Here is a 24,935-nt window from a genome sequence, read left to right as displayed (position 1 = left end):
GGTGTTCGGCCCGTCGCTGGACGAGGATCAGTATGTTGCCATGGCGCTGCCAAGCGGCCAGCCGATGATGGTCCCGCGGGCCCTGGGCAATCTGATCGTCTATCTGCAATCGGTGCAAAACGGCGGGTAAGGGGCGGAACGATCGGGTCCCGCGCCCTGCTGCGGCAGGGGCCGAGGGGCTGCTGGCCCCGATGTTCAGACGTAGTTCTTGTTCCGGGACATCTTGCCGATGCCGGGGTTCATGCTGTTGGTCGGGTCCACCGATTTGTAGAACGCCGCGAGGTCGGGCTTGGCCGGGTAGAGGTGGCCGACGTTGTGTTCTGCCGGGTATTCGGCTCCGCGCGCATCCAGCAGCGCCAGCATCTTTTCCTTCAGCGCCTTCGGATCGGCGCCCTTTTTCACGATGTAATCCTGATGCAGCACATGGCACATGAAGTGGCCGTAGTAGAGCCGGCTGACCAGCTGGTCCGCGATTTCCGGCGGCAGCTCCTCGAACCAGTCCTGATCGTTGCGGCGCAGGGCGATGTCCAGGGCGATGATGTCCTCCACCTCTGAGCGGTGCACGGCCATGTAGCGCACCGCGGCGCCGGCCGCGGCAAAGCGGTGCAGCCCGGCCATCTTGGCCTCGCGCGGGGTGCATTCGAAATAGCTGAGGTCGCCGTCGCCCGCCATTTCCGCCAGCAGGGCGCGGGCCTCGGCGATGCCGCCATCGCGCATCTTGAGGATCAGGTGGTGCGGGTGGGACTGGCGGAACGCCCGCATCCGCCGCGGCAGGATGTCCGGCCACAGGCGCGACAGCATCTGCATCACCCGGTCGGTCAGATTGCCAAGCCCCGGGATGCCGGCCAGCCGCGCATCCACCGCGCCCTTCAATGCAAAGAACATCGGCAGCCGGTCGGTGCCGAGCTTGTCGATCATCACCATGGTGTCCTTGCCGTAAAGGTCCGACAGGTCAAAGACATCCCGGTGCATGTATTCGGCGCTGACCGGCAGGGTGGCAAATTCCGCCAGAATGCGGCGGCGCAGGGCGGTCAGCGCCGCCGTGGTCTGGCTGCCCACGTAAAAGGTCAGCTCCTCGGCGTTTTTCGGGTAGGTGTCCAGGCGCACCGCAAAGACCGCCAGCTTGCCCGCGCAGCCCGCCGCCTCAAAAAGCCGGGACTTGTCGGCGTTGAAACGGGCCGGGGTCGGCGCGTCGATGTCGCGGACCCGGCGGGCATAACCGGTGTCAGAGGCCTTCTGGTTGCCGGTTTCGATATCTTCAGGGCGGTAATCGCCGTTCTGCAGCCGGGTCAGGATCTCCTCCGGGCTGGCGCCCAGATTGATGCCCAGGTGGTTGACCAACTCCAGCTGCCCCTCGGGGGTGATGCGGGCAAACAGCGACAGTTCGGTATAGGACGGCCCCCGCTCCACCAGCGAACCGCCGGAGTTGTTGCAGACGCCGCCCACGATGGAAGCGCCGATGCAGGAGGAGCCGATCACCGAATGCGGCTGGCGGCCCATGGGCTCCAGCAGCTTTTCCAGCGCAAAGAGGGTGCTTCCGGGGAAGCTTACCACCTGCTTGCCGCCATCGAGCAGCTGCAGCTGGTCCATCCGCCGGGTGTTGATCAGCACCACGCCGCGGTCATAGCTGCCCTTGGGGGTGGAACCCTCGGTCAACCCGGTGTTGGCCGCCTGCATGATGACGATCTTGTCAGCTGCGACGCAGGCCTGCAGCACCTTCCACTGCTCCAGCAGGGTTGCGGGCTGGACCACCGCCAGCGCATCCCCCTCGCCGGAGCGGAAACCCTTGCGGAACCGCCGTGTGGCGCGGGCGCTGGTCAGCACATGGCGGCGCCCGCAGAGGGATTTCAGGGTCCGGATCAGTTCTGCATCGGTCATCACAGCCGCCTTTCCCTGCTCAGTAAGCCACAGATGGCAGCCAGGTCGCCAGTGCCGGCCACAGGTAGACGAACATCAGGCCGGTCAGCTGCAGCAGCACGAAGGGAATGATGCCCTTGTAGATATGGCCCAGGCGGATCTCCGGCGGGCAGACACCTTTGAGGTAAAACAGAGCAAAGCCAACCGGCGGCGTCAGGAACGAGGTCTGCAGCGTCACCGCCACCAGGATTACGAACCACACCAGCGCCGGCTCATCAATGGCGCCGAAACCGGGGATATCCAGCCCCAGCCCGTTCACGATCGGGCGCATCAGCGGCAGAACGATCAGGGTGATCTCGATCCAGTCCAGCACAAATCCCAACAGGAACACGATGAACAGGATCATGAAGACGGTGCCCTCGGGGCCAAAGCCGGTTCCCTGGATCATCTCCTCGATCAGCGCATCACCGCCCAGCTCCCGCAGCACATAGGAGAACACCGTGGCGCCCAGGAAGATCGCAAAGATATAGGCGGTGGTGTTGAAGGTCGCCTTCAGAACATTCACGAGCTTTGCGAGCGTCAGCTTGCGGTAGCCAAGCGCCAGCAGGGTCGCGCCCAGGGCGCCGACGCCGGAGGCCTCGGTCGGGGTGGTGAGGCCCGCGAAGATCGAGCCGAGCACCGCCAGGATCAGCCCAAGCGTCGGCAGCACCGCGATCAGCACGTCCTTGACCGCCGCCCAGTCGGGGCGTTTTGCACCGGCAGGCACCGGGGCCACGTCGCGTTTGATCAGGGCGATCACGAAGATATAGGTGAGGTAGAGCGCGCCGATGATGACGCCGGGGAACACCGCGGCCATGAACAGGTCGCCGACGCTCAGCGCCATCTGGTCGGCCATGATCACCAGCATGATCGAGGGCGGGATCAGGATGCCCAGGGTGCCGGAGGCCGAGACCACGCCGGCCGCCAGCGAAGGTGAATACTTCTGCTCCATCATCGACGGCAGAGACAGCACGCCCAGCAGCACAACCGAGGCGCCGATGATGCCGGTGGAGGCGGCGAGGATGATGCCGATCATGGTGACGGTGATCGCCAGGCCGCCGCGCACGGTGCCGAACAAGCGCTGCATCGCGGTCATCAGCCGTTCGGCCACGCCGCTTTCATCCAGCATCAGACCCATGAAGATGAACATCGGCAGCGCCACCAGAACCGCGTTCGACATGGTGGCATAGACCCGGTTCACCACTGCGCCCAGGGTCAGGTAATCCAGCCCGGTCAGGGTTTCCTCCAGCCCGGTCCAGTTCATCATGCCGTTGTCGAACAGATAGGCGAGGCCGCAATAGGCCACCCCGACACCGGCCAGCGTCCAAGCCACCGGGAAGCCGGTGAACAAGAGCGCGATGAAGGTGAGGAACATGGCGATGACCAGCTTTTCCTCGGTGGTTTCGACCAGGAAAGTCAGGGCCGTGGCGACAACCGCAAAGCCGATCAGCGCCCAGATCACCAGCCGCAGGCTTTTCCCTGCGCGTTCCTCTGCCGGGCCGGCCAGCAGCGCGTGGGCGTCATGGATAAGGCGGGCCAGCGCCGCCGCCGCGAGCAGCACGAAGCTGAGCGGGATCACCGCCTTCAACGCCCAGCGGGCGGGCAGGCCGGTGGGGCTGTCGGAGCGTTCGTTCACCCGCCAGCTTTCGTAGAAATAGTCGTAGCCCTGGTCGATCATCAGATAGATGAAGGGCACCAGCAGGGTCAGGATGCCGATCACCTCGATGATCCGCTGGGCGCGGCGGCTCAGCTGCATGTGCAGCACGTCGACCCGCACATGGCTGTCAGTGACCAGCGCGTAAGATATGCCGATCATCGTCACCAGTCCGTAGAAATGCCACTGGATCTCATCGAGCTTGGGGTAGTTCTGGTTCAGGAGGTAGCGCAGCGCGACCTGCGAGACGATGGCCAGCACCAGCAGCAGGTTGGCCCACATCACCAGGTTGCCGGTGCCCTTGACCGCGTTGTCGATCCACACCGCCAGCCTTTGCCGGTCCGTGTCGCCGTGCTCCAGGATCTCTTCGTAGCGTTCGATCGGGTCGTCCTGCAGGTGCAGATTCTCGGCCATGGTTTCCTCCTCCGGAACGTGGCGTGCGCGGACGTGAAACCGCCCGTATCAGTCAGGGAAATGACGAAAATCGGGAAAGGCGGGGCGGCGGAAATACGGCCGCCCCGAGGTGCGCAAGCGGGTTACTTGCGCGGGAGGAATGCGTTTTCCTTCCAGACTGCATACCCTTCGCGGAAGGTCTGCATGTCCAGCAACACCTTGCCGAAGAACTGGTCGTTGGTGGCCTCTTCGGCCGCAACCTCGTCCCAGGTGGCGCGGAACAGTTCCAGCATTGCGGCATCCCACTGCTTTATCTGCACGCCGTTGTTTTCGACGTTGTCGATCAGCGCCTCGTGCTGGATTGCCTCGCCTTCGGCAAAGCTGTCGGCCATAGAGGCCTTGCAGGCGTTCTCGATGATCGCCTTGTGCTGCTCGCTGGCTTCGTTCCAGACGTCCTTGTTGACCAGCAGTTCAAACACAGTGGCCTGCTGGTGCCAGCCGGGGAAGTAGTTGTATTTCACCAGCTTGTGGAAGCCGAGACGGGCGTCGATCGCGGGCATCGAGAATTCGGTGGCGTCGATCGCGCCTTTCTCCAGCGCCGGGAAGATCTCGCCGCCGGGCAGCAGCGATGTGGCAACGCCCAGCTTCTGCATCACCTTGCCGCCGAGGCCAAAGAAACGCATCTTCAGGCCGTTCAGATCCTCGGCGCTGTTGATCTCCTTGGCAAACCAGCCGGAGGTTTCCGGCGCGATCACCGCGCAGGGCAGGACTTTCACGTTATAGCCCGCCTGGTCGTACATCTCCTGATACAGGGTCATGCCGTTGCCATAGTAGAGCCAGGCCATGTACTCGCCCGCCTCCGGGCCGAACGGCACGGCAGAGAACAGCGGCGCGGCCGGGATCTTGCCCGCCCAGTAGCCGGCGGTGGTGTAGCCCGAGTTGATCTTGCCCGAGGACACCGCGTCGAGGATCTCGAACGGCGGCACCAGCTTGCCGGGCTCATAGACCTTCATCTTGAGGCTGCCGCCGGACATCAGGTCCAGCTGCTCGGCCACCCGCGGGATCGGCGAGCCGAGGCCCGGCAGCGAGGTCGAAAACGCAATCGGGGTTTTCAGCAGCAGCTTGTCGGCGGCCTGCGCGGCGGGGGCCGCCAGCAGCGATGCGGCAACGGCAAGCGAGGTCAGGGTCTTTTTCATGGGGTCTCCTCCGGGTTCAGTCCGGCCGCTCCTCCGGCCGCAGATCCTGCCGCTGGTGCGGCATAACTGGTAAATATTGTTGACCACGCAATTCAGTCAACAACTTTATTTACCACTGATGAGGCTTTGCTTGGTCATGCAGGGCAGCAGAAAACGCATGATTTTTTGGCCCGGAGAGAGGAGTTTCTAAAATATTCGTTATCTTTCATGTGATTGTTAAAAATACCGGCATCCGTATTTCTGGGTACAGCGGCTTGCAGTTTCGCGGGGCAGTGGTAAAGTTTCCGAATAACCTCTGTCTTGAGGTTTCCCTGCATCAAAGTGGACGCCATGACCGATATCCGCCCGTTTGACCCCGTTGGACACGAATCAATTGCCGACGCCGTGGTGGAGCAGATCGAGACGATGATCGTCGACGGCATCCTCAAGGAAGGCCGCAAACTGCCCTCCGAGCGGGAACTGGCAGAGGCGATGGGGGTGTCGCGCCCCAAGCTGCGCGAGGCGCTGCAAACGCTGGAAAGCCGCGGCTTGGTCAATGTCCGCCATGGCGAGGGCACCTTCATTGCGCCGCTTACCGGCCGGGCGATGTCGCCGGCGCTCCTGTCGCTTTACACCCGCCACGGCGGCGCCTTTTACGACTACCTGGAATACCGGCGCGAGCAGGAGGCCTTTGCCAGCCGCCTGGCGGCGATGCGGGCCACTGAGTCCGACAAGGCGCGGCTGGCCGAGATCGTCGCCGATATGCAGAAAGCCTGGGAGCAGGATGATCAGGACGCCAGCCAGGAGGCCGACTTCCGCCTGCACACCGCGGTGGTCGACGCCAGCCAGAACACCACCCTGATCCACATGATGGCCTCGGTCTATGACCTGACCCGGCAGGGGGTGTTTTATAACCGGGAATTCCTGCGCACCATGGACGGCACCGGGGCGGAGCTGCTGAAACAGCACAAGGAGATTGCCCAGGCGATCATCGACGGCGACCCGGACCGCGCCGAGGCCGCTGCGCGTCGGCACATGGATTTTGTCGAGGAATCCTTCCGCACCGGGCAGGAGCAGCAGGCCCGCGAGATCCGCGCCGCCAAGCGGCGGCAGCTGACCAGATAGGCGGGCATGCAAGGGCGCTTTTGGCCGGGCCGGGCCTCTGCCGCCCTTCCGGCTATTCCGGCAGGCCCGCTTTCAGCATCGCGTCCGCCCAGGATTTGCGCAGCTCGTCATTTCCATACGCGGTTGAAGCGGTATAGGCGCGGACCGAAAACTGCGGATCTATTGACAGAACGGCCTCGGCCGCTTTTGACGCATTTGCGAGGTCATTGAAGTCCGCGTGGCTCACTGCCAGCCGGATCTGGCACAGGATGCTTCCAGACATGCGGGTTTCCAGATGCCGGTACACCGTCCTGGCCTGCTCCAGCCGCCCCAAGCCGCGGTAGGCATCGCCGAGATGGGTGAAATACCAGTCGGGGCAATAGGGGGACAGGCGGATCGCCTTGCGCATGCAGTTCAGGGCGGCGGCGAACTCGCCGCAACAATTGTGGGTGACGGCCAGAGTGGCGTGCGAGAGGGAAACGCTGGGCTGCAGGGCAATGGCCTGCCGGCCGTGGGCCTTGGCATCCTCGAAGCGCCCCCGGCAGGTAAAAACATAGGCCTGCAGCGCATGGGCGTCAGCTGTTGCATTGTCCCCGGCCAGCAGCTCGTCGCAGAGCGACTGCGCCTCGGCGGAGGCTGCCGCGGGGTCGCTCAGGAAGCCGAAGCGGGCGCCGGACTGCAATGCCCAGCCCAGCCCGATCTTGAGCGAGGAAAAACCGGGATCGAGCGCAATGGCCTGCCGGAACAGGCGGGCGGCTTCCAGGTTGCCTTCCCGGGTGAACCTGTACTGCTCGCTGAGTCCGCGCATCATCAGGTCCCAGGCTTCGAGGTCCGGGGCCTGATCGGCCCAGAGTTTCAGTTCCTGGCCGTGGGTCAGGCTGGCCGCCAGAGCGACGGTGATCTCCCGCGTGATTTCGTCCTGCAGCGCGAAGATGTCGTCGAGCTGCCGGTCATAGCGGTCGGCCCACAGGTGCGCTCCGGTCTGGCATTCAATGAGCTGGCCGGTGATGCGGACCCGCTGGCCGGCCTTGCGCACGCTGCCCTCGAGGACAAAGCGGACCCCAAGCTCCCGCCCCACCTGGCGCACGTCCGGGGACTGCCCCTTGTAGGCAAAAGTGGAGTAGCGCGCCATGACGATGAGCCCGTTGACATGCGACAGGGCAGTGATGATGTCCTCGGTTATGCCGTCCGAAAAATACTCCTGCTCGGGATCGCCGGACATGTTCTGGAACGGCAGCACCGCGATCGACGGCTGGTCCGGCAGCTCCAGCGCTTCGCCGGTCAGGATTTCGTACAGCTCCGGCGACAGGCGGGCAGGGTCGAGATCGATGCTGTAGGCGCTGATGCCGCTTTCAATGTTCTTCAGCTCCTGTTTGCCGAGGCTCCTGAAACTGACCGGCAGTTTGCCGTTCACCTGGCGGTAGACATCTTCCGAGATGCAAATGGCGCCCGGCTCTGCCAGGGCTTCCAGCCGTGCGGCGACATTGACGCCGTCGCCGAAGATATCGCTGCCGTCGATGATGATATCGCCCAGGTGGATGCCGGCCCGCAGCTTGATGCGCTGGCTTCCGGAGATGCCGGGTTCGCGCTGCAGCATGGCGCGCTGAATGGCCACGGCGCATTCGGTGGCGTCGACGACGCTTGGGAATTCCGCCAGCAGCCCGTCGCCCATCAGCTTGACGATGCGGCCCTTAAAGGCCCGGATCTGCGGTTTGACCAGTTCGGAGAGCAGCTGTTTCAGCCGAAGCAGCGTGTTCTCTTCATCCCGTCCCATAAGACGCGAGAACCCCACAACATCCGCTGCCAGTATCGCTGCGAGTTTTCGCTCCACCCTTCGCCCTCCCGCCAAGCGACGATACAGGCAACGGCCTGACGGGTCTATGCCGCTGGCGCGCGGCTGAGACCGTTTGAGTTGCGTGAAGGCGCTTTGCCGGCGGCGCCGGTGCCGGCATTTTGCGTCGCTTTCGGGTGCCGGTGTCGTTTCTGGAACAGATGCGCGGCTGAACCTGGGGCTGGCTGGAGGCATGACGCAGAGCTTCATTCCCAAACGCTTTGACCGGCGCGCAACCGGTTGCGATCTGGTGCCGCACTCCTGATGTCGCGCCCCTTGCGGGGCAGTGCAGGTTTCGGATTGCGGGCTGAGGAATGACCCATGACATCATCATCAACTACTGGCGCCGGGCAGGCGCTGCGGCTTGCCATTGATATTGGCGGCACATTCACCGACACCGTGCTGGTGGCGGGTGAAGACACTATTCTGGCCTCAACAAAGACGCTGACCACCCACCAGAATCCGGCAGACGGCGCAATGGAAGGCGCGGCGCGGGTGATGGCGCAGGCGGGACGCAGCCTGGGGGAAGTCACCGGTTTCATCCATGGCACCACGCTGGCCACCAATGCGCTGATCGAGCGGCGCGGGGCCACGGTGGCAACGGTCACCACCGAAGGGTTCCGCGACATTCTGGAGATCGCCTATGAGCGGCGGTATTCCCAGTATGACATAAACCTGGAGAAGCCCGACCTGCTGGTGCCGCGGGAGCGCTCGCTGACCATCCGGGAGCGGATGTCGGCGGAGGGCGCAGTGCTGATCCCGATGGAGGACAGCGCGGTTGAGGCGCTGATCGCGGAGCTGGACGCCAGCGGCGCCGGTGCGGTGGCGGTCTGCCTGATGCACGCCTACGCCAACCCGGACCACGAGCGGCGGCTTCGGGACATTCTGGCGGAACGGCGGCCCGGGTTGACGGTCTCGATTTCCTCGGAGGTCAGCCCCGAGGCGCGGGAGTTCGACCGGCTCTGTACCACTGTAGCCAATGCCTATATCCAGCCGCTGATGGAGACCTATCTGGCGCGGTTTGCCGAGCGCTTTGCGGCGGAGGGGGTCACTTGCCCGATCTTGATGATGACCGCGGGCGGCGGCATGTGCACCATTCAGACCGCGGCGCGGTTTCCGATCCGGCTGGTGGAAAGCGGCCCGGCGGGCGGCGCCATCCTGGCGGCGCGGATTGCGGCGCAGGCGGGGCTGGATCAGGTGCTGTCCTTTGACGTGGGCGGCACCACCGCCAAGCTTTGCCTGATTGACGGCGCCCGGCCGCAGACCTCGCGCCAGTTTGAGATCGCCCGCGCGGCGCGGTTCATCAAAGGGTCTGGGATGCCGGTGCGGATCCCGGTGATTGAGATGATCGAGATCGGGGCTGGCGGTGGCTCCATTGCCGGGGTGGACCGGCTGGGGCGGCTGACCGTGGGGCCGAAATCGGCAGGATCCGAACCCGGCCCGGTGGCGTTTGGCCGCGGCGGCACCGAGCCGACGGTGACCGACAGCGACATCACACTGGGCTACATCGTGCCAGACACTTTTGCCGAAGGGCATATCCGGATCAACCCGGAAGCCTCGAAGGAGGCTTTGGCCCGGGTGATCGGCGCCCGGCTGGGGCTGGACGCGGTTGGCGCGGCGGATGGAGTAAGCCGCATCGTTGGAGAAAGCATGGCCAGTGCCGGGCGGATGCATGCGGTGGAATCGGGCAAGGATCTGGGCCCGCGCACGATGATCGCCTTTGGCGGCAACGGCCCGCTGCATGCGACACGGGTGGCGCGCTCTGCCGGGGTGCCGCGCATCGTGATCCCGCCGAACCCGGGGGTGGGGTCCGCTGTGGGCTTCCTGTTTGCGCCGGTCAGCTTCGAGATCGTGCGCTCTCGATATGCGCTGCTGGAGGATATGGATCTGGACGGCATCAACACGCTGTTTGCCCAGCTGACCGGCGAGGCGCAATCGGTGGTAGCGCAGGGCGCGGGGGATGCACCGGCAGAGGTCCAGCGCACCGCCTTCATGCGCTACAGCGGGCAGGGGCATGAGATCGAGATTGCTTTGCCGGCGCGCGATCTGTCAGCCGCGGACTTGGGTCAGCTAACGGCAGCGTTTGAGGCGGAATACGCCCGGCAGTTCTCCCGCCCCGTGCCGGGGATGAAGATCGAGATCCTGAACTGGGCGGTACGGGTGGCCACCCCGGATGCGAAAGCGCCGCCGGTGCCGGCGATGCCGGAGCTGCAGACCATTGCCCCGGCTGCACGCCGGCCCATCATCTGCGACGTAGATGGCCGCGAAAAACAGGCGGCATTTGTGCCGCGGGCCAGCCTAAGACCCGGCGACCGTATCTTAGGCCCGGCGCTGATCACTGAACCGCAGACCACCACGCTGGTCTCGGCGGATTTCTCTGCCCATGCGGATGCCATCGGCAACCTTGTCCTGATCCAGGACCAGAAAGGAGGAGCGCAATGACCGCCTTGTCACAGAAGCTCTCGCCAGCCCGCCTGCAAGTGATGTGGAACCGGCTTCTGGCAGTGGTCGAGGAGCAGGGCCAGACCCTGATCCGCGCGGCGTTTTCACCCATCGTGCGCGAATGCGGAGATATCTCTGCCGGGATTTTCGACGCACAGGGGCGGATGCTGGCCCAGGCGGTGACCGGCACGCCGGGCCATATCAACACCATGGCCGAAGCGGTGATGCATTTGCGCGCGCGCTTCCCGGCGGAGACCATGAAGCCCGGCGATATCTACATGACCAATGACCCCTGGCTCGCCTCGGGGCATCTGAACGATTTCCTCCTGATGATGCCGGTGTTCAAGGGGGGCAGGGTGGTGGGATACACCTCCTGCACCTCGCATCTGGTGGATCTGGGCGGGCTGGGCATGGGGCCGGAGGGGTCCGACATCTATGATGAGGGGCTGCTGATCCCGCCCTGCAAGCTGGTGGAGGAAGGCGAGCCGAATGCGCTGTTGCTGGACATTGTCCGGGCCAACAGCCGCGAGCCGGTGGCCAATGAGGGCGACATCTACGCGCTGATTGCCTGCTGTGAAGCCGGCGCTGCGCGGCTTGCGGGTATGATGGAGGAGTTCGGCATCGGGGATCTGGATGCTCTGGGCACCTATATCATTGAAACCTCCCGCCGGGGCACATTGCAGGCCATCGCGGAGGTTCCGGAGGGGGTCTATCGCAATGTGCTGAAAATGGACGGCTATGAGAATGAGCTGGAGCTGCACGCGACGCTGACGGTCCGCAAGGACGGCATGCATGTGGATTTCACCGGCACCTCGGGCTGTTCCGGCAAGGGCATCAATGTGCCGCTGAACTATGCCACGGCCTATACGGTGTTTGCCCTGCGCTGCATCGTCGGGCCGGATATCCCCAACAATGCGGGATCGCTGGCGCCCTTCACCGTGGATGGCCCCAAGGGCTGCATTTTGAATGCGCAGCGCCCGGTGCCGGTGGCGATGCGGCATACGCTGGGGCAGGTGACGCCGGATCTGGTGCTGGGCTGCCTGCATCAGGCGCTGCCGGACCGGGTTCCGGCCGAGGGCTCGTCCTGCATGTTCGACCTGCCGATGCGCCACGCGCCGGAGGTGGCCCGCGACGGCGGAAGGGAGTTCGCCATTGAGCCGGTCCACAACGGCGGCACCGGCGCGCGGCCCCATGCGGACGGGCTGTCGGCAACGGCCTACCCATCGGGCGTCTACGGCAGCCAGGTGGAGATCACCGAGGCGGTGGCGCCGGTCATAATGTGGCGGCGCGAGCTGCGGCCGGACAGCGGCGGTGCAGGCAAATACCGCGGCGGGCTGGGGCAGCGGATTGAGATGACCTCCGCCAATGGCGCGCCCTTCATCGTGTTCCTGTCGGTGGAGCGGCTGAAGTTTCCGGCCTTGGGGCGCATGGGCGGTTTGCCCGGCGCCCCGGGGCGCATCCGGTTCCGTGACGGCGCGCAGGATATCCCGGGCAAGGGCGAGCTGCGGGTGGAGGCAGGGGATTGCCTGATCTTTGAAACCCCGGGCGGCGGCGGTTTCGGCAACCCGGCAGAACGCGATCCGGAGGCGCTGGCGCTGGATGTGCGGCGCGGTCTGGTGACGGAAGAAGGCGCGCGCGCCTATGGGGGTGGCAGATGATCCGCGCGGTGCCGCATGTGGCGGCCATGGCGCCTTATGCGCTGGCGGATCTGGGCGGGGAGGGGACGGTCTCGCTCGCCCAGAATGAAAGTGCGTTTCCGGCCAGCCCGGCGGCAATTGCCGCGGGCAGGGCGGTTCTGAACCAGATGCCGCTCTATCCGGACCCGGAGTGGCCGGACTTGCGTGCCGCGGTGGCGGAAGTGCATGGGCTGGACCCGGACAGGGTGCTGTGCGGTGCCGGGTCGATGGAGCTGATCGGCTGCCTGATCCGCGCCTTTGCCGGGCCGGGCGATCAGGTGCTGGGGACCGAGTTCGGCTATGCCTTCGTGGCGTCTGCCTCGGCCCAGGTGCAGGTGCGTTACGTCAAGGCGCGGGAGCGGGAACTGACGGTTTCGGTGGACGATATCCTGGCCGCGGTGACGCCAGAAACCCGGATCGTTTTTGTCTGCAATCCCGGCAATCCGACCGGTACGCTGATCCCCAACAGCGAGATACTGCGCCTGCGCGCAGGCCTGCCGGCGGATGTGCTGCTGGCGGTGGATCAGGCCTATGCCGAGTTTGCCGATGCCGGGAACGATCCGGGAGACACCTTCGCGCTGGTGGAGCGCGGCGATACGGTGGTGCTGCGGACACTGTCCAAGGCTTATGGGCTGGCGGGCGCGCGGGCCGGATGGGGGTATTTCCCGCCGGGGATCGCGGGGGAAGTGCGCAAGCTGCTCAATCCCAACAATATCTCCATCCCGTCGCAGGCCATGGCCGCCGCCGCCATGCGGGATCAGGCGCATATGCGGGATGTGGTGGCCAAGACCGCCGCGATCCGCGACCGCTTTGCTGCGGATTGCCGTGCGCTGGGGGTGGAGGTGCCGCAAAGCCATACCAATTTCGTGCTGATCCGCTTTGCCTCAGCGCAGCAGGCGGTTGCGGTGGATGCGGCGCTGCGGGCTGAAAAACTTCTGATGCGCGGAATGAGCGGGTATGGACTGGGTGATTGCCTGCGCGCCACCATTTGCAGCCAGGCGGTGATGGACCGTGCGATGGACGTGCTGAAAGGAGTGCTGGCATGAAACATGAAACCCGCACCCGCGCAAAGATCGGCGTGCTGGTGCCCTTCACCAACACCAATCTTGAGGCCGACATGATGCTGATGCGCTGCCCGGACACCACCGTGCATTTCCAGCGCCTGGGCGGTTATGACGTGGAGGAAATCCCCGGTTCCGACCAGATGGCCGGGCTGGGGGCCTCTGACATCAGCCACGATCTGAGGATGATTGCCGGCGTCCGGCCTGACGTTGTGCTGTACGGCTGCACCTCGGCCACGCTGACCCATGGCCCGGGCTTTGACGCTGAGCTGGCGGCGCAGATCAAGGCGGCGTCCGGCGCCGTCTCCCTGACCGCGGCGGGTTCGCTGGTGGAGGGCATCAAGGCCGTTGCAGCCGCCAGGGTTGGATTTTCCTCCCCCTACCTGGGGGAGATCAACACGCAGGCAGTGGAGTTTCTGGCGCAAAACGGGATTGATACCGTCAGCTGCGCTGATGTGGGCCGTGAGCTGGGCAACTATGGCCAGGGGGAGCTGACTCCGGACGAGGTCTTTGACCTCGCCTGCCGGGCCGACCATCCGGAGGCGGAGGCCATCGTGCTCAGCTGCACCGACATGCGCGCGGTCGAGGCGGTGGAGCGGATCGAGGCGCATCTGGGCAAGCCGGTTGTCACTTCCAACCAGGCGATGATGTTCTGCCTGATGCGGGCGCTGAACCTGCCGCGTCATGGCAGCCTGCCGGGACGGCTGTTTGATCTGCTGTAGAGGGCAGCGGGCCGGGCGTTACGCAAGCAGGTCCCTGATCCCGTAACAGGTGTAGGCAAGCGGCAGGCCGCGGCGGCGGAAACCCGGGAAGGGAAAGGCTGCCGGCTGCGCCTGCATGAGCTGCGGCAAGGGAGAGCTGCAGGGCTTGCCGGCCGCGATTCCTGCCAGCAGCCGGCCGGTATAGGTTGCCATAGCGACGCCGCCGCCGTGATAGCCGAACCCGGTCCAGGCGCGCCGCCAGCCTCCGATTTGCCCGGCATAGGGGGTGAGGCCGCGGGTCAGGCAGACCAGGCCGCTCCAGTGATACGCGGTTTCCGCCTGGGCCAGGGCCGGGAACATCGCTTCGAAACCGCGGCGGATCCGGCGCCGCATCTGATGCGTGGAGCCGGGGGTGATGTTGCTGGTGCCGCGCATCCCGAACAGCACCCGGTTGTCCGGAAGCAGGCGGAAGTAATGCAGCAGGTTGCGGGTGTCGTAGGCGATCCGCCGGGAGGTCCAGCCCTGCGCCTGTGTCTCGGCTTCGGTCAGGGGCCGCGTCACCATGATATGCGACACCACCGGCAGGTAGCGCCCGCGCAGCCAGTCCGGCAGGTTGTCGCTGCTGTAGCCGTTGCTGGCGACGACCAGCCGGTCCGCTGTGATACGGCCCGACGGCGTTTCGACGGTATAGGTGCCGTCCGGCTGCTCCTGCACCGAGAGCGCCGGGGTGCCGCCGTGGATCGTGGCGCCGGCCTGCTGCGCCAGGCGGGCCAGTCCGGCGGCGTATTTGCCCGGGTTCAGGCCAAAGCCCACGGGCAACAGAAACCCGCCGTGGAACCCGTCACCGTGCAGGCCCTCCTGCCGCATTTCCGCGGCTGACAGCACCGGGCAGTCCACCCCGGCATAGCGGCTGAGGCGCGCGGCTATGTCCGGCAGGGCGCGGGCTGCGCGGGCGCTGTGGGCCAGGCAGTATTCGCCGTCCTCTTGCGCCTCCGCCGCGATGCCGCCGGCGGTGGTGAGATCGCGGACGAGCGCGATGGCTTCTTTCTGGGCGCTGTAGAAGGCGCGCAGATCGTCTTCGCCGAAGCGGCGGATGATGGCGCTGTCGCCCAGCTTGGCGCCGCCGAAACCGCAGAAGCCGGCATTGCGCCCCGACGCACCCCAGCCGGGCTGGGCAGCGTCGATCACCAGCGGCGCCTCGCCGTGATCGCGGGCCAGATGCAGCGCGGCGCTGAGGCCGGTGTAGCCCGCGCCGATAATGGCCACGCCCGTGCGCCGGTCGCCGTCGAGCGCCGGATAGGCAGGGGCGGCAGTCAGCGTGGCGTCCCAGTAGCTGCCGACCGGGATTTCCGTGTCGTAGGCGTGGGCGTTGTAGATTCGGCGGAGAGTTTTCATGGCGCTGGTCCGTTCCGTCAGCCCCGTCAGGGCGCTGCAATCACCTTGGTTTCGAGGAATTCGAGAATGCCTTCGCGGCCGCCCTCGCGCCCGATGCCCGACATCTTGACCCCGCCGAAGGGGGAACCCGCAGCAAGGAAGGCACCGTTCACATTGACCATGCCCGAGTGCAGCGCACGGGCAACGCGGCCTGCGCGGGCGCTGTCGCCGGTCTGCACATAGGCCGACAGGCCGTAGGGCGTGTCATTGGCGATGGCAATGGCCTCTTCCTCGTTGCCGAAAGGGATCATCACCAGCACCGGGCCGAAAATCTCCTCCTGCGCGATGCGCATTGCGTTGTTCACGTCAGCGAAAACGGTGGGTTGGGCGTAGTAACCGGTCTCGAAGCCGTCCGGTTTGCCCGGCCCGCCGGCCACCAGCCGCGCGCCTTCTGCAATACCGGCTTCGATCATCTCCTGCACGCGGGCATACTGCTGAGCGCTGGACAGCGGCCCCATGTGATTGCCCGGTTCTGCCGGGTTGCCCACGGACATCGCGGCCGCCTTGGCCTGCGCCAGTTCCACCGCGCGGCCGTAAACGCTGCGCTCGACCAGCATCCGGGTGGCGGCATCGCAGCTTTGGCCGGTGTTGATGAAACAGGCCTCCACCCCTTCGGCGATGGCGGTTTCCAGATCGCAGTCGGCAAAGACCAGGTTCGGGGACTTGCCGCCCAGTTCCAGCGCCACCTTCTTGATGGTTTCGGCGGCATCGCGGGTCACCGCGACGCCGCCGCGGGTGGAGCCGGTGAAGGACATCAGGGCGACATCCGGGTGGCGTGACAGCGCGGCGCCAGCCACAGGGCCTTCGCCGTGGACCAGGTTGAAGACGCCCGCGGGCACGCCGGCCTCGTGCAGCACCTCGGCATAGAGGATCGCTGACAGCGGCGTCAGCTCGGAGGGTTTCAGCACCATTGTGCAGCCGGCGGCCAGTGCAGGCCCGACCTTCAGCACGATCTGGTTGATCGGCCAGTTCCAGGGGGTGATCAGCCCGCAGACGCCAGCCGGCATCCGCACCAGCGTGTCGCCGTTGGGCAGGGTTTCCTCGAAATCGAGCGCCTTTAGATCGGCGATGATGGCCTCCAGGTGGTCGATGCCGACTTGCGCCTGCATCTCGCGCGACATGGTGATCGGGGCGCCCATCTCCAGCGAGATGGCCGTTGCGAAATCATCCACGCGGGCGGTGTAGACCTCCAGCACCCTTTCAAGGAGCGCAATGCGGTCCTCGCGGCTGGTGGCGGCAAAGCCGGGCAGCGCAGCCTTGGCCGCGGCCACGGCGGCATCAACGTCAGCTTCGCTGCCAAGCGCGAGGCGGCCGAGGGACTGTTCCGTGGCAGGGTTGATCACATCCGCGGAGGCGCTGCCGTGGGGGGCGGTCCAGCTACCGCCGATGTAGAACTGGGACAGGTTGTACTGCATTGCCGTATCCATTGAGGTTTGAGGGCGGGTCATGCGGCGGCGGCCGCCGCGCGGTGGTCCTGCTGCCGGCGCCGTTCCTGCCGGCGGTTGACCAGCGAGGCGGTGATGACGCCGGCGGTGACGATGCCGATCAGCATGGTCGAAAGCGCGTTGATTTCGGGCGAGACGCCCAGCCGGACGGAAGAATAGAGCTTCATCGGCAGGGTGGTGGAGCCGGGACCGGAGGTGAAGGTGGCGATCACTAGGTCATCGAGCGATAGGGTGAAGGACAGCAGCCAGGCCGAGATCACCGCGGGCGCGATCACCGGCAGGGTCACTTGGCGGAAGGCCGAGAATGGGGTGCAGCCCAGGTCGAGCGCTGCATCCTCCAGCGACCGGTCGAAACTGGCCAGGCGGGAAGAAATCACTACCGAGGCATAGCACATGGCAAAGGTCGCATGGGCGATGGTGATGGTCCAGAAGCCGCGGTCGAGGCCGATGGCGACAAACAGCAACAGGAGCGACAGGCCGGTCACCACCTCCGGCATCACCAAAGGCGCGAAGATCATGCCGGAAAACAGCGTGCGGCCCGGAAAGGATCCCGCGCGCACCATGGCAACCGCGCTGAGCGTGCCCAGAACCGTGGCCAGCGTGGCGGAGACAAAGGCGATGCGCAGGGTGATCCAGGCGGCCTCCAGATAGGCGTCGTTGTTCAGCACGATGCCGTACCATTTGGTGCTGAAGCCGCCCCAGACGGTGACCAGGCGGGAGTCGTTGAAGGAGTAGATCACCACCAGCAGGAGCGGCAGGTAGAGGAAGGCCAGGCCGAAGGTCAGCGAGGTCAGGTTGAACATGTTGAAGCGGCGGATCATCCCAGTTCCTCCTGATGTTTCTGCTGGTGGCGCTGGAACAGCACGATGGGCACGATCAGAATGGTCAGCAGCACGATGGCCACCGCCGCCGCCACGCCCCAGTCGCGGTTGGAGAAGAACTCCAGCCACAGGGTCTTGCCGATCATCAGCGTGCCGGAGCCGCCCAGAAGGTCGGGGATCACGAATTCGCCGATCGCCGGGATAAAGACCAGGAAGCAGCCCGCGACCACCCCCGGCAGCGACAGCGGCAGTGTGATCTGGCGGAAGGCGGCGAAGGCGCTGCAGCCGAGGTCCTCGGCGGCTTCCAGGAGCTTGCCGTCGATCCGTTCCAGCGAGGCATAAAGCGGCAGGATCATGAAAGGCAGGTAGGAATAGACGATGCCGATATAGACCGCGAGTTCGGTGTGCATGATTGCCAGCGGCTGGTCGATGATGCCGAGCTTCATCAGCGCGAGGTTCAGGAAGCCCTCGTTCTTGAGGATGCCGATCCAGGCGTAGATGCGGATCAGGAAGCTGGTCCAGAACGGCAGGATCACCAGCAGCAGCAGCGTCTTGCGCCAGTCCCGCGGCGCCTTGGCCATGGCATAGGCCACCGGGTAGCCGATCAGCAGGGTGAGCAGGGTTGCGATGGCGGCGACCTTGACGCTGTTGAGGTAGGCCTTGAGGTAGATGCCGTCCTCGGCCAGCCAGAGAAAGTTCTCGAAATCAAGCGCCGCGAAGGACGCGCGCAGTCCTGCAAGGCCGTCGTCCAGGCTGAAGGCGGGGGCATACGGCGGGCTGGCAGTGACCGAGTCCGACAGCGCGATCTTGATGACAATCAGGAAGGGCACCAAGAAGAACAGGCCAAGCCACAGGTAGGGTGTCAGGATCAAAAGTTTGCGGGGTGTGCGCATGGAGCTGCCCTCACTCGTCCACCAGCACGCAGGCGCCTGCGCGCCAGCTGAGCCAGACCCGGTCGTTCCAGTCAACCTCGCGGCGCGAGGTCAGGAGCCGGTTGGCCTCCTGCGCGCGGATCAGCATGCCGCCGTCTAGCCGCACCAGGAAGGTGGAGGCGCTGCCGGTGTAGGAAATCTCCTCGACCGTGCCCTCAACCATGTTCACGTTGGGGGCTTCCGCAGGCCGGTCTTTGGTGACGTGGATCTTCTCGGGACGCAGCACCAGCGTCTTGCGGGCGCCGGGGGTCAGCACATCCTCGGGCTGGGGGCGGATCGCCAGCCGGGTGCCGCCGTCCCAGCGGGCCAGCGCCAGGCCGCCGTCCATGCCCGCGAGCTCAATGTTGATCAGGTTCACGTTGCCAATGAAATCAGCGACATAGCTGGATGCCGGGTGTTCATAGATTCGCGCGGGGGTGTCGGTTTGCAACAGCTTTCCCGCCTTCATCACCGCGATGCGGGAGGAGACGGTCATTGCCTCGTCCTGGTCATGGGTGACGATGATGAAGGTGAGGCCCAGCCGTTCCTGCACGTCCATCAGCTGGAACTGGGTCTCCTCGCGCAGCTTCTTGTCGAGCGCGCCCAGCGGCTCGTCCAGCAGCAGCACCTTGGGTTTCTTGGCCAGCGAGCGCGCCAGCGCCACCCGCTGCATCTGGCCCCCGGACAACTGGTGCGGCTTGCGGTCGGCGAAGCCTTCGAGCTGCACCAGCGCCAGCATTTCGTCGACCCGGTCCTGGATGTCGCGTTTCTTCCAACGATCCTGTTTGAGCCCGAAGCCGATGTTTTTTGCCACCGACATATGCGGAAACAGCGCGTAGGACTGGAACATCATATTGATCGGGCGCCGGTTCGCCGGGATTCCGGTCAGGTCCTGGCCGTCCAGCAGGATGCGTCCCGAGGTCACTTCCTCAAACCCGGCCAGCAGCCGCATCATCGTGGTCTTGCCGCAGCCGGAGGGGCCGAGGAGCGAGAAGAACTCGTGTTCCCGGATCTCCAGGTTAAGATCCGAGATCGCGGTGAAACTGCCAAAGGTCTTGGTCACATTCTCGAAGCGGATCAAGGGCGGGCGGGCTGGTTCCAGCGGACTGGCGGGTTCGGTCCCGGCGGCGGCGGCACTGGCCGGATCATGGAAGTTCATTGGTACAGGCTCCCCAGTTGCAAGTCCCTGCCGCGGTGTGAGCGGGCGCTGCGGCAGGGCAATTGATGCGCGGCCCGCAGGCCGCAGCAGGGCTGGAATGGCGCGGCTCGGAAGCCGCGCCGGGGCTTACTGGCCGGTGCGGACCTTGGACCAGGTGCGGGTGTACAGGCGCTCTGTCTTGCGGTCCTGCAGCACCGGGGTGGTCAGCATCTCCATCGTCGCCTCGGTCGGATAGACGGCGGGATTGCCGGTCAGCTCCGGGTCGATTTCGGCCTGGGCGGTGAGATTGGCGCTGCCGTAGCGGATGAAGTTAGCGTTCTGCGCCGACACCGAAGGCTGCAGCAGGTAGTTCAGGAAGGCATGCGCCTCTTCCACGTTCTTGGCATCAGCCAGGATGGCCAGGCCGTCAAAGTCCAGCAGGGTGCCTTCCTCCGGGATGATGTATTCCAGATTGACGCCATTGCCGGCCTCCTTGGCGCCATCGGCGGCCCAATAGGCGTCGCCGCTCCAGGTCAGGCCGAGGCAGGCATCGCCGTCGGACAGGGCGCCGATCATGGCGTCGGTGGAAATCTGGGCGATATTGTCCCGAATGGCGCCAATATGCGCCCCGGCGGCGGTGATCTGGTCCTTGTCGCTGGTGTTGGGGTCCTGGCCCATGTCGATCAGCGCGGCGCCGATCACGTCGATGGGCGAGTCCACGATCATCACGCTGCAATCTGCCAGCTTGCCGGAAATTTCCGGATCAAACAGCAGGTCCCAGGACTTGGGGTGATCCGCGCCCAGCCGCTCGGCCAGCTTGCCGGAGTTGTAAGCGATGCCGAATGTCCACCAGTTGTAGGGCACCAGGTATTCATTGCCGGGATCGAAGGTCTCGATCAGGCCGGCGATCTTGGGCCAGACGTGCTGCAGGTTGGGGATCTTCGACTTGTCGATCTTTTGCAGCACGCCGGCGGAGATCAGCCGCGCGGTGCCGGTGGAGGAGGGGACGATGATGTCATAGCCGGAGCTGCCCGCCAGCACCTTGGTTTCCAGCATCGCGTTGGAATCATAGGTGTCATAGGTGACGTCGATGCCGGTTTCCGCCTCAAACGCCTCGATGATCGCGGGGTCCAGGTAGTCGCTCCAGTTGTAGATCACCAGTTCGCCCTCCGCCGCAGCGGCGGCGCCCCAGATGGCAGTCGTTGCGGCCAGCAGACTGGTTGTCAGCTTGGATTTCATGGTTCCCTCCCGTGTTTGGTTTCTGTTTGCTTCTCTTTTGGGATGCGGGCCTCAGGCCCGCTCCGCTTCCAGTTCCAGCCCCTGGCCCAGCAGTTCGCGGGTGGCGCGCTCAACGCCTTCGGTCAGAATGTCGAACATGGTGTCGATCTGCGCTTCGGTGATCACCAGCGGCGGCGAGAAGATCGCCATGCTGCCGTAGGGGCGGACCATCAGCCCCAGTTCCTGGCAACGGGCGTCGATGACCGCGCCGATGGTGGCGTCGATCTCGGCGCTGGCCTGGCCGTCGCGGGTCAGCGAGCATTCGATGCAGCCCACCAGCCCCATGCCGCGCACATCCGCGATCAGCGGCAGCTCCAGCATCTGATGCAGGCGCTTCTGGAAATGCGGCGTCACCTTGCGGACATGTTCCAGGATGCCGTCGCGCTCGAAGATCTCGATGTTCTTGAGGCCTGCGGCGGCGCAGACCGGATGGCCGGAATAGGTGTAGCCGCTGGTGAAATAGACGTCCTTGGAGACATCGCCCTCGATGTCCTGGAACAGCCGGTCGGAGAAAATCGCGGCGCCCATCGGCGCATAGCCCGAGGTCAGCCCCTTGGCGCAGGTGATGATGTCGGGGGTGATGCCGAACAATTCCTCGGAGGCGAACCAGTGGCCGAGGCGGCCGAAACCGGTGACGACCTCATCCGAGATGTAGAGAACGTCATGCTTGCGGCAGATTTCCAGGCAGCGGCTGTGATAGCCCGCAGGCGGCACGATCACGCCGCCGGAGCCCAGCACCGGCTCCGCGATAAAGGCGGCGACATTGTCCGCGCCCAATTCCAAAATGGCGTTTTCCAGATCCGCCACCTTTTCATCCAGGAAGGCGTCGATGCCCATGCCCTGGGGGCGGCGGAAGGCGTTCACGTCCGGCAGGAAATGCGGAATGGACTGGTCAGTGTCGAACCACTGGCGCTCGCTTGGCTTGCCGCTGAGCGAGGCGGTCAGATAGGTGCCGCCGTGATAGGCATGCGCCCGGGTGATGATCCGCTTCTTTGACGGCTTGCCCAGCAGGTTGTTGCGGAAGTGGACAAAGCGGATGGCGGTGTCCACCGCGGTGGAGCCGCCGGTGGTGAAGTAGACCCGGTTGAGGTCGCCCGGTGCGCGCTCGGCGATGGCATGGGCGAATTCCGCGCTGACGGATGTGGCCTCGCTGAAGGGCGAGCAATAGGCCATCTTGCGGGCCTGCGCCGCCATCGCATCGGCGATTTCCGTGTTGCCGTAGCCCAGCTGCATGCACCACATGCCGCCGGGGCCGTCGATCACCTTGTTGCCGTGTTCGTCGTAGACATAGATGCCTTCGGCGTACTCGCTGAACGTCCTGTCGGCTTTTCCGGCGCCCTGGACTTCCAGCCCTTCCCACGGATGGAAGTAATTCTCCTTGTCCCAGGTTTTGAAGTTTTCGAAGTCGTTTCCAAGTTTGGTCATCTCGGCCCTCTGTCCGGAGTGTTGCTATCATGAATGAACGTTCATACATTATTCTTAAGTGAATGATCGTTCATTGTCGATGGAAATCTGTTGCAAACGCGGGCATGGTGCTGGAAAGGCAGCGGACCGGTGGCAAGAAAAAGAGGGGCGGGCAGATGGCAAGTGCCGAAGAAGCCAAGAAAAAGCGGAAGGTAGACAAGGATCTGCACCGGGAGGTCCTGCTGGAGGCCACTGCCAGCGTAATCCTCCGGCACGGCGTGAGCGGCGCCACGATCAGCCGTATTCAGGAGGAATCCGGGCTGTCGCGCGGCATGATCAACCTGCATTTCCAGTCCAAGGACAATCTGATTCGCGAACTCGCCATCCACATGACGCGGCAGTACAATGACGCCTGGCAGAGCTTCACCAGCCAGGCTGCCGCAGGGGTCAGCACGCCGGAAGATGCCGCCGCCCGCCTGCAGGCGCTGTTCGAAACGGATTTCTCAGAAGCGGTGCTCAACAAGCGCAGCGCCCGGCTGACCTTTGCCTTCCGCGCCGAACCGGATCTGCAGGCGCTGGGGCCCGGTTACATCGAAACCCGCGGAACCGCCCTGCATGACCATGTGCGCAGCTGCTGCCGGGTGCTGTGCGAAGCCTGCGGCACCCTGGGCGACCCCGAGAAAGTGGCCATGGCCATGATGTCCCTGCTGGAGGGGCTGTGGACCGATTTTCACGCCCATCCGGACGAGTTCAGCCGGGAAGGCGCGGTGGAAATCTGCCGGACCACGGCCCGGGCTTTTTTCCCGGGCTATTTCTGACCCGCATGTGCACGGAAGCGGCTTCTGGAGCAGCCCTGGCGCGGACCTGCCATCCGCGTCCGCAAGCCCGGGCGGTGCATCGCACTGCGAATTTGCCAATGACTCATAAGTTTGCACACCCATTCGATTCGTATCGACGTGGCGCCGCAAAAAGCTGTTATTAATCATCTGCTTGAGGATTCCTCTTCTGCTCACTGAGGCAAAAGCATGCACAGCAAACACATAAGCATGCACACCCTTGGCCAAGAAAAAGGGCCCGCGAATGCGAGCCCTCGGTGCAGCCTTTGATTTCACCGCATCTGCTGTGTCTTGCTGAATTTCTCTAGGAGCTTTGCCCTCTCGAAGATATCCCGATAGTCCGGCGCTGTGAAGGGTGATAGGCCTTTGTACGAAGACCGAAGTTCTGTTCGCACCTGCAGCAGCAGCTTTTAAGTGACACAGCAGATTTCACGAGAACGGACATTCCACGCTGCGCTGGAGAGAGCAATTCTAACTGTCTTTCACTTTAGTCTGGCTGCACCGGCAAGCAGCGTTTACGAAGCGGACTTCGGCTAAATCAATCTTGCTCGTCCGGAAAATACCCATGGCGCGGATGGGGTATCGACAGCTCCAATTCACAGGCACATTGTGTTGCTTTGGCGAACTCTGCGTCTTGAGTGGCTTTGAATCTTGCCTCGTATTTCCCCACTCCTTGTTTGGATCGCAAAGAAAGGCGGAACGTATTGCCCACGGTAGTTGACTGCGGTAGCCGCGGGTTCCGGAGTTTCATCAAATCGTGCCCAAGGTTCTGGGAACAGCATACCGTTCTCTTCAGGGCGCTTGCCTGGACTGCGCCCGCGTTCAACTGGCGCAGCCCGTTTGGCCAGTGGGTCAATCAAAAACCGAAGCGATCTGATCGACACTCACGCCTTCCTTGATCTCACGCAGCCTTGCATAGATCAGTGCAACGGAAACGCCGCTCAGGCCGGCACCCAGAGCCGAAGGAATGAGATAGGCAAGCGCCGCTACGAGCTGTCCCGACTCAACGGTGAGGCCTGCCGCAAAGGCCGCAATATAGTTAAAAATACCGATGCAAATCCCGATCAGGATCAGCACGCCGAGAATCGGCCAGCGGTAGTCTTTGGTAAGATCCGCGCTGCGCCCAAGGCCACCGAAACCGACACGCTCAATCACAACCGCGGGCGTAATCACAGAAAATACGGCATAGACATAAAGACCGGGAATGATCAGCGCGATACTCGCAACCGCCACCATCACACCCGCAATCAGGGAGAGAATGGCAATCGGAACAGCAGCCCGGATGGCCGGCGCCACATAGCGGCCAAGCTGGATCGTCCGCCCGAGTTTTGCATCATAAGCCAGCTGGACAAGCAGTGCGGCCGTCAAGCTGTAAAATGCTATTTGCAGCACTAACGCCATTACCCAAAGCCCAACCCCAAATGACGTGCTGAAGTCCGGCAGGGCGGTACCGAACACCACATCTACGCCGATCATCGCACCGCTGGCGAGCAGGCTCAGCAGGCTCGGCACCAAGGCCATGAGAGTGACCGGAACGAGGTGTTTAAAAAAGATCGAAAAACTCTCTCCCACAATGGCGCCGACGCCAAGCGACATCCGGCCATCAATATCAGCTGTACTCGACATAATAATCCTTCATTGTTGTTTTAGTCATTCACTGAGTGCGTGCCACTGGGCCGACACACGCAACAGTTTAATGATGTCATCATTGAAGCCGGAAAGGGCAATCCGCAAG

The 24,935-nt window shown here is 64.3% G+C and carries 18 protein-coding genes; 6 read left to right on the top strand and 12 right to left on the bottom strand.

From position 1 onward, the window contains the following. Positions 1–195: 195 nt before the first annotated feature. The 3 genes from dld to KUW17_RS19825 form a co-directional block, all read right to left on the bottom strand. The gene (gene dld / locus KUW17_RS19835) at positions 196–1,878 is read right to left on the bottom strand and encodes a D-lactate dehydrogenase (RefSeq protein ID WP_222482028.1); all 1,683 of its coding nucleotides are present in this window, start codon (positions 1,876–1,878) and stop codon (positions 196–198) included. A gap of 19 nt (positions 1,879–1,897) precedes the next feature. Next, positions 1,898–3,964 (bottom strand): TRAP transporter large permease subunit, encoded by a 2,067-nt coding sequence (locus KUW17_RS19830; RefSeq protein ID WP_222482027.1) that lies wholly within the window; start codon positions 3,962–3,964, stop codon positions 1,898–1,900. A 122-nt stretch (positions 3,965–4,086) separates the two neighbouring features. Beyond that, entirely contained in the window at positions 4,087–5,139 is a 1,053-nt protein-coding gene (locus KUW17_RS19825) for a TRAP transporter substrate-binding protein (RefSeq protein ID WP_222482026.1), read from the bottom strand. 330 nt (positions 5,140–5,469) lie between these two features. Between KUW17_RS19825 and KUW17_RS19820 the strand changes: the two genes are divergently transcribed. Then, on the top strand, positions 5,470–6,243 hold the full coding sequence (locus KUW17_RS19820) for a FadR/GntR family transcriptional regulator (RefSeq protein WP_222482025.1): 774 nt from the start codon (positions 5,470–5,472) through the stop codon (positions 6,241–6,243). Between the two features lie 52 nt (positions 6,244–6,295). Here the strand turns inward: KUW17_RS19820 and KUW17_RS19815 are convergent, their stop codons facing one another. Next, complete coding sequence (locus KUW17_RS19815) at positions 6,296–8,053, bottom strand: adenylate/guanylate cyclase domain-containing protein (protein ID WP_222482024.1); 1,758 nt, start codon at positions 8,051–8,053, stop codon at positions 6,296–6,298. 321 nt (positions 8,054–8,374) lie between these two features. On the opposite strand from KUW17_RS19815, the gene KUW17_RS19810 reads away from it, so the two are divergent. The 4 genes from KUW17_RS19810 to KUW17_RS19795 are packed head-to-tail and all read left to right on the top strand — an operon-like array spanning position 8,375 to position 13,954. Next, the gene (locus tag KUW17_RS19810; RefSeq protein WP_222482023.1) at positions 8,375–10,495 is read left to right on the top strand and encodes a hydantoinase/oxoprolinase family protein; all 2,121 of its coding nucleotides are present in this window, start codon (positions 8,375–8,377) and stop codon (positions 10,493–10,495) included. Continuing rightward, complete coding sequence (locus KUW17_RS19805; protein WP_222482022.1) at positions 10,492–12,153, top strand: hydantoinase B/oxoprolinase family protein; 1,662 nt, start codon at positions 10,492–10,494, stop codon at positions 12,151–12,153. The genes KUW17_RS19810 and KUW17_RS19805 overlap by 4 nt, the downstream gene beginning before the upstream one ends. Then, positions 12,150–13,217 (top strand): pyridoxal phosphate-dependent aminotransferase, encoded by a 1,068-nt coding sequence (locus KUW17_RS19800; RefSeq protein WP_222482021.1) that lies wholly within the window; start codon positions 12,150–12,152, stop codon positions 13,215–13,217. The genes KUW17_RS19805 and KUW17_RS19800 overlap by 4 nt, the downstream gene beginning before the upstream one ends. Next, positions 13,214–13,954, top strand: a complete 741-nt coding sequence (locus tag KUW17_RS19795) for an Asp/Glu racemase (protein WP_222482020.1) — start codon at positions 13,214–13,216, stop codon at positions 13,952–13,954. Before KUW17_RS19800 ends, KUW17_RS19795 begins: the two co-directional genes overlap by 4 nt. Before the next feature lie 18 nt (positions 13,955–13,972). Here the strand turns inward: KUW17_RS19795 and KUW17_RS19790 are convergent, their stop codons facing one another. The 7 genes from KUW17_RS19790 to KUW17_RS19760 all read right to left on the bottom strand — a co-directional run bounded on the left by KUW17_RS19790 (position 13,973) and on the right by KUW17_RS19760 (position 22,385). Further along, positions 13,973–15,328 (bottom strand): NAD(P)/FAD-dependent oxidoreductase, encoded by a 1,356-nt coding sequence (locus KUW17_RS19790; protein ID WP_222482019.1) that lies wholly within the window; start codon positions 15,326–15,328, stop codon positions 13,973–13,975. 26 nt (positions 15,329–15,354) lie between these two features. Continuing rightward, positions 15,355–16,815, bottom strand: a complete 1,461-nt coding sequence (locus KUW17_RS19785) for an aldehyde dehydrogenase family protein (RefSeq protein ID WP_261397298.1) — start codon at positions 16,813–16,815, stop codon at positions 15,355–15,357. Then, positions 16,812–17,630, bottom strand: coding sequence for an ABC transporter permease (locus KUW17_RS19780; protein ID WP_222482041.1), 819 nt, complete (start codon positions 17,628–17,630; stop codon positions 16,812–16,814). Before KUW17_RS19780 ends, KUW17_RS19785 begins: the two co-directional genes overlap by 4 nt. Continuing rightward, positions 17,630–18,526, bottom strand: coding sequence for an ABC transporter permease subunit (locus KUW17_RS19775; RefSeq protein WP_222482018.1), 897 nt, complete (start codon positions 18,524–18,526; stop codon positions 17,630–17,632). The genes KUW17_RS19780 and KUW17_RS19775 overlap by 1 nt, the downstream gene beginning before the upstream one ends. A 10-nt stretch (positions 18,527–18,536) precedes the next feature. Then, entirely contained in the window at positions 18,537–19,703 is a 1,167-nt protein-coding gene (locus tag KUW17_RS19770) for an ABC transporter ATP-binding protein (RefSeq protein WP_261397296.1), read from the bottom strand. 126 nt (positions 19,704–19,829) lie between these two features. Next, entirely contained in the window at positions 19,830–20,921 is a 1,092-nt protein-coding gene (locus KUW17_RS19765; RefSeq protein ID WP_222482017.1) for an extracellular solute-binding protein, read from the bottom strand. Positions 20,922–20,972: 51 nt separating this feature from the next. Continuing rightward, positions 20,973–22,385 (bottom strand): aminotransferase, encoded by a 1,413-nt coding sequence (locus KUW17_RS19760; RefSeq protein ID WP_222482016.1) that lies wholly within the window; start codon positions 22,383–22,385, stop codon positions 20,973–20,975. A 155-nt stretch (positions 22,386–22,540) separates the two neighbouring features. On the opposite strand from KUW17_RS19760, the gene KUW17_RS19755 reads away from it, so the two are divergent. After that, positions 22,541–23,182 (top strand): TetR/AcrR family transcriptional regulator, encoded by a 642-nt coding sequence (locus KUW17_RS19755; protein WP_222482015.1) that lies wholly within the window; start codon positions 22,541–22,543, stop codon positions 23,180–23,182. 870 nt (positions 23,183–24,052) lie between these two features. On the opposite strand, the gene KUW17_RS19750 is transcribed toward KUW17_RS19755, so the two are convergent. After that, the gene (locus KUW17_RS19750; protein WP_222482014.1) at positions 24,053–24,826 is read right to left on the bottom strand and encodes a hypothetical protein; all 774 of its coding nucleotides are present in this window, start codon (positions 24,824–24,826) and stop codon (positions 24,053–24,055) included. Positions 24,827–24,935 lie beyond the last annotated feature (109 nt).

The organism is Leisingera aquaemixtae, from assembly GCF_019801145.1.
GTDB classification, from domain to species: Bacteria; Pseudomonadota; Alphaproteobacteria; order Rhodobacterales; family Rhodobacteraceae; genus Leisingera; species Leisingera aquaemixtae_A.
This window is presented reverse-complemented; position numbering and strand designations above follow the sequence as displayed.

Coding starts and splice junctions, on each gene's coding strand:
- dld (WP_222482028.1), bottom strand. CDS start 1,878: ATGACCGATGCAGAACTGATCCGGACCCTGAAATCCCTCTGCGGGCGC.
- KUW17_RS19830 (WP_222482027.1), bottom strand. CDS start 3,964: ATGGCCGAGAATCTGCACCTGCAGGACGACCCGATCGAACGCTACGAA.
- KUW17_RS19825 (WP_222482026.1), bottom strand. CDS start 5,139: ATGAAAAAGACCCTGACCTCGCTTGCCGTTGCCGCATCGCTGCTGGCG.
- KUW17_RS19820 (WP_222482025.1), top strand. CDS start 5,470: ATGACCGATATCCGCCCGTTTGACCCCGTTGGACACGAATCAATTGCC.
- KUW17_RS19810 (WP_222482023.1), top strand. CDS start 8,375: ATGACATCATCATCAACTACTGGCGCCGGGCAGGCGCTGCGGCTTGCC.
- KUW17_RS19805 (WP_222482022.1), top strand. CDS start 10,492: ATGACCGCCTTGTCACAGAAGCTCTCGCCAGCCCGCCTGCAAGTGATG.
- KUW17_RS19800 (WP_222482021.1), top strand. CDS start 12,150: ATGATCCGCGCGGTGCCGCATGTGGCGGCCATGGCGCCTTATGCGCTG.
- KUW17_RS19795 (WP_222482020.1), top strand. CDS start 13,214: ATGAAACATGAAACCCGCACCCGCGCAAAGATCGGCGTGCTGGTGCCC.
- KUW17_RS19790 (WP_222482019.1), bottom strand. CDS start 15,328: ATGAAAACTCTCCGCCGAATCTACAACGCCCACGCCTACGACACGGAA.
- KUW17_RS19785 (WP_261397298.1), bottom strand. CDS start 16,815: ATGACCCGCCCTCAAACCTCAATGGATACGGCAATGCAGTACAACCTG.
- KUW17_RS19775 (WP_222482018.1), bottom strand. CDS start 18,526: ATGCGCACACCCCGCAAACTTTTGATCCTGACACCCTACCTGTGGCTT.
- KUW17_RS19770 (WP_261397296.1), bottom strand. CDS start 19,703: ATGAACTTCCATGATCCGGCCAGTGCCGCCGCCGCCGGGACCGAACCC.
- KUW17_RS19765 (WP_222482017.1), bottom strand. CDS start 20,921: ATGAAATCCAAGCTGACAACCAGTCTGCTGGCCGCAACGACTGCCATC.
- KUW17_RS19760 (WP_222482016.1), bottom strand. CDS start 22,385: ATGACCAAACTTGGAAACGACTTCGAAAACTTCAAAACCTGGGACAAG.
- KUW17_RS19755 (WP_222482015.1), top strand. CDS start 22,541: ATGGCAAGTGCCGAAGAAGCCAAGAAAAAGCGGAAGGTAGACAAGGAT.
- KUW17_RS19750 (WP_222482014.1), bottom strand. CDS start 24,826: ATGTCGAGTACAGCTGATATTGATGGCCGGATGTCGCTTGGCGTCGGC.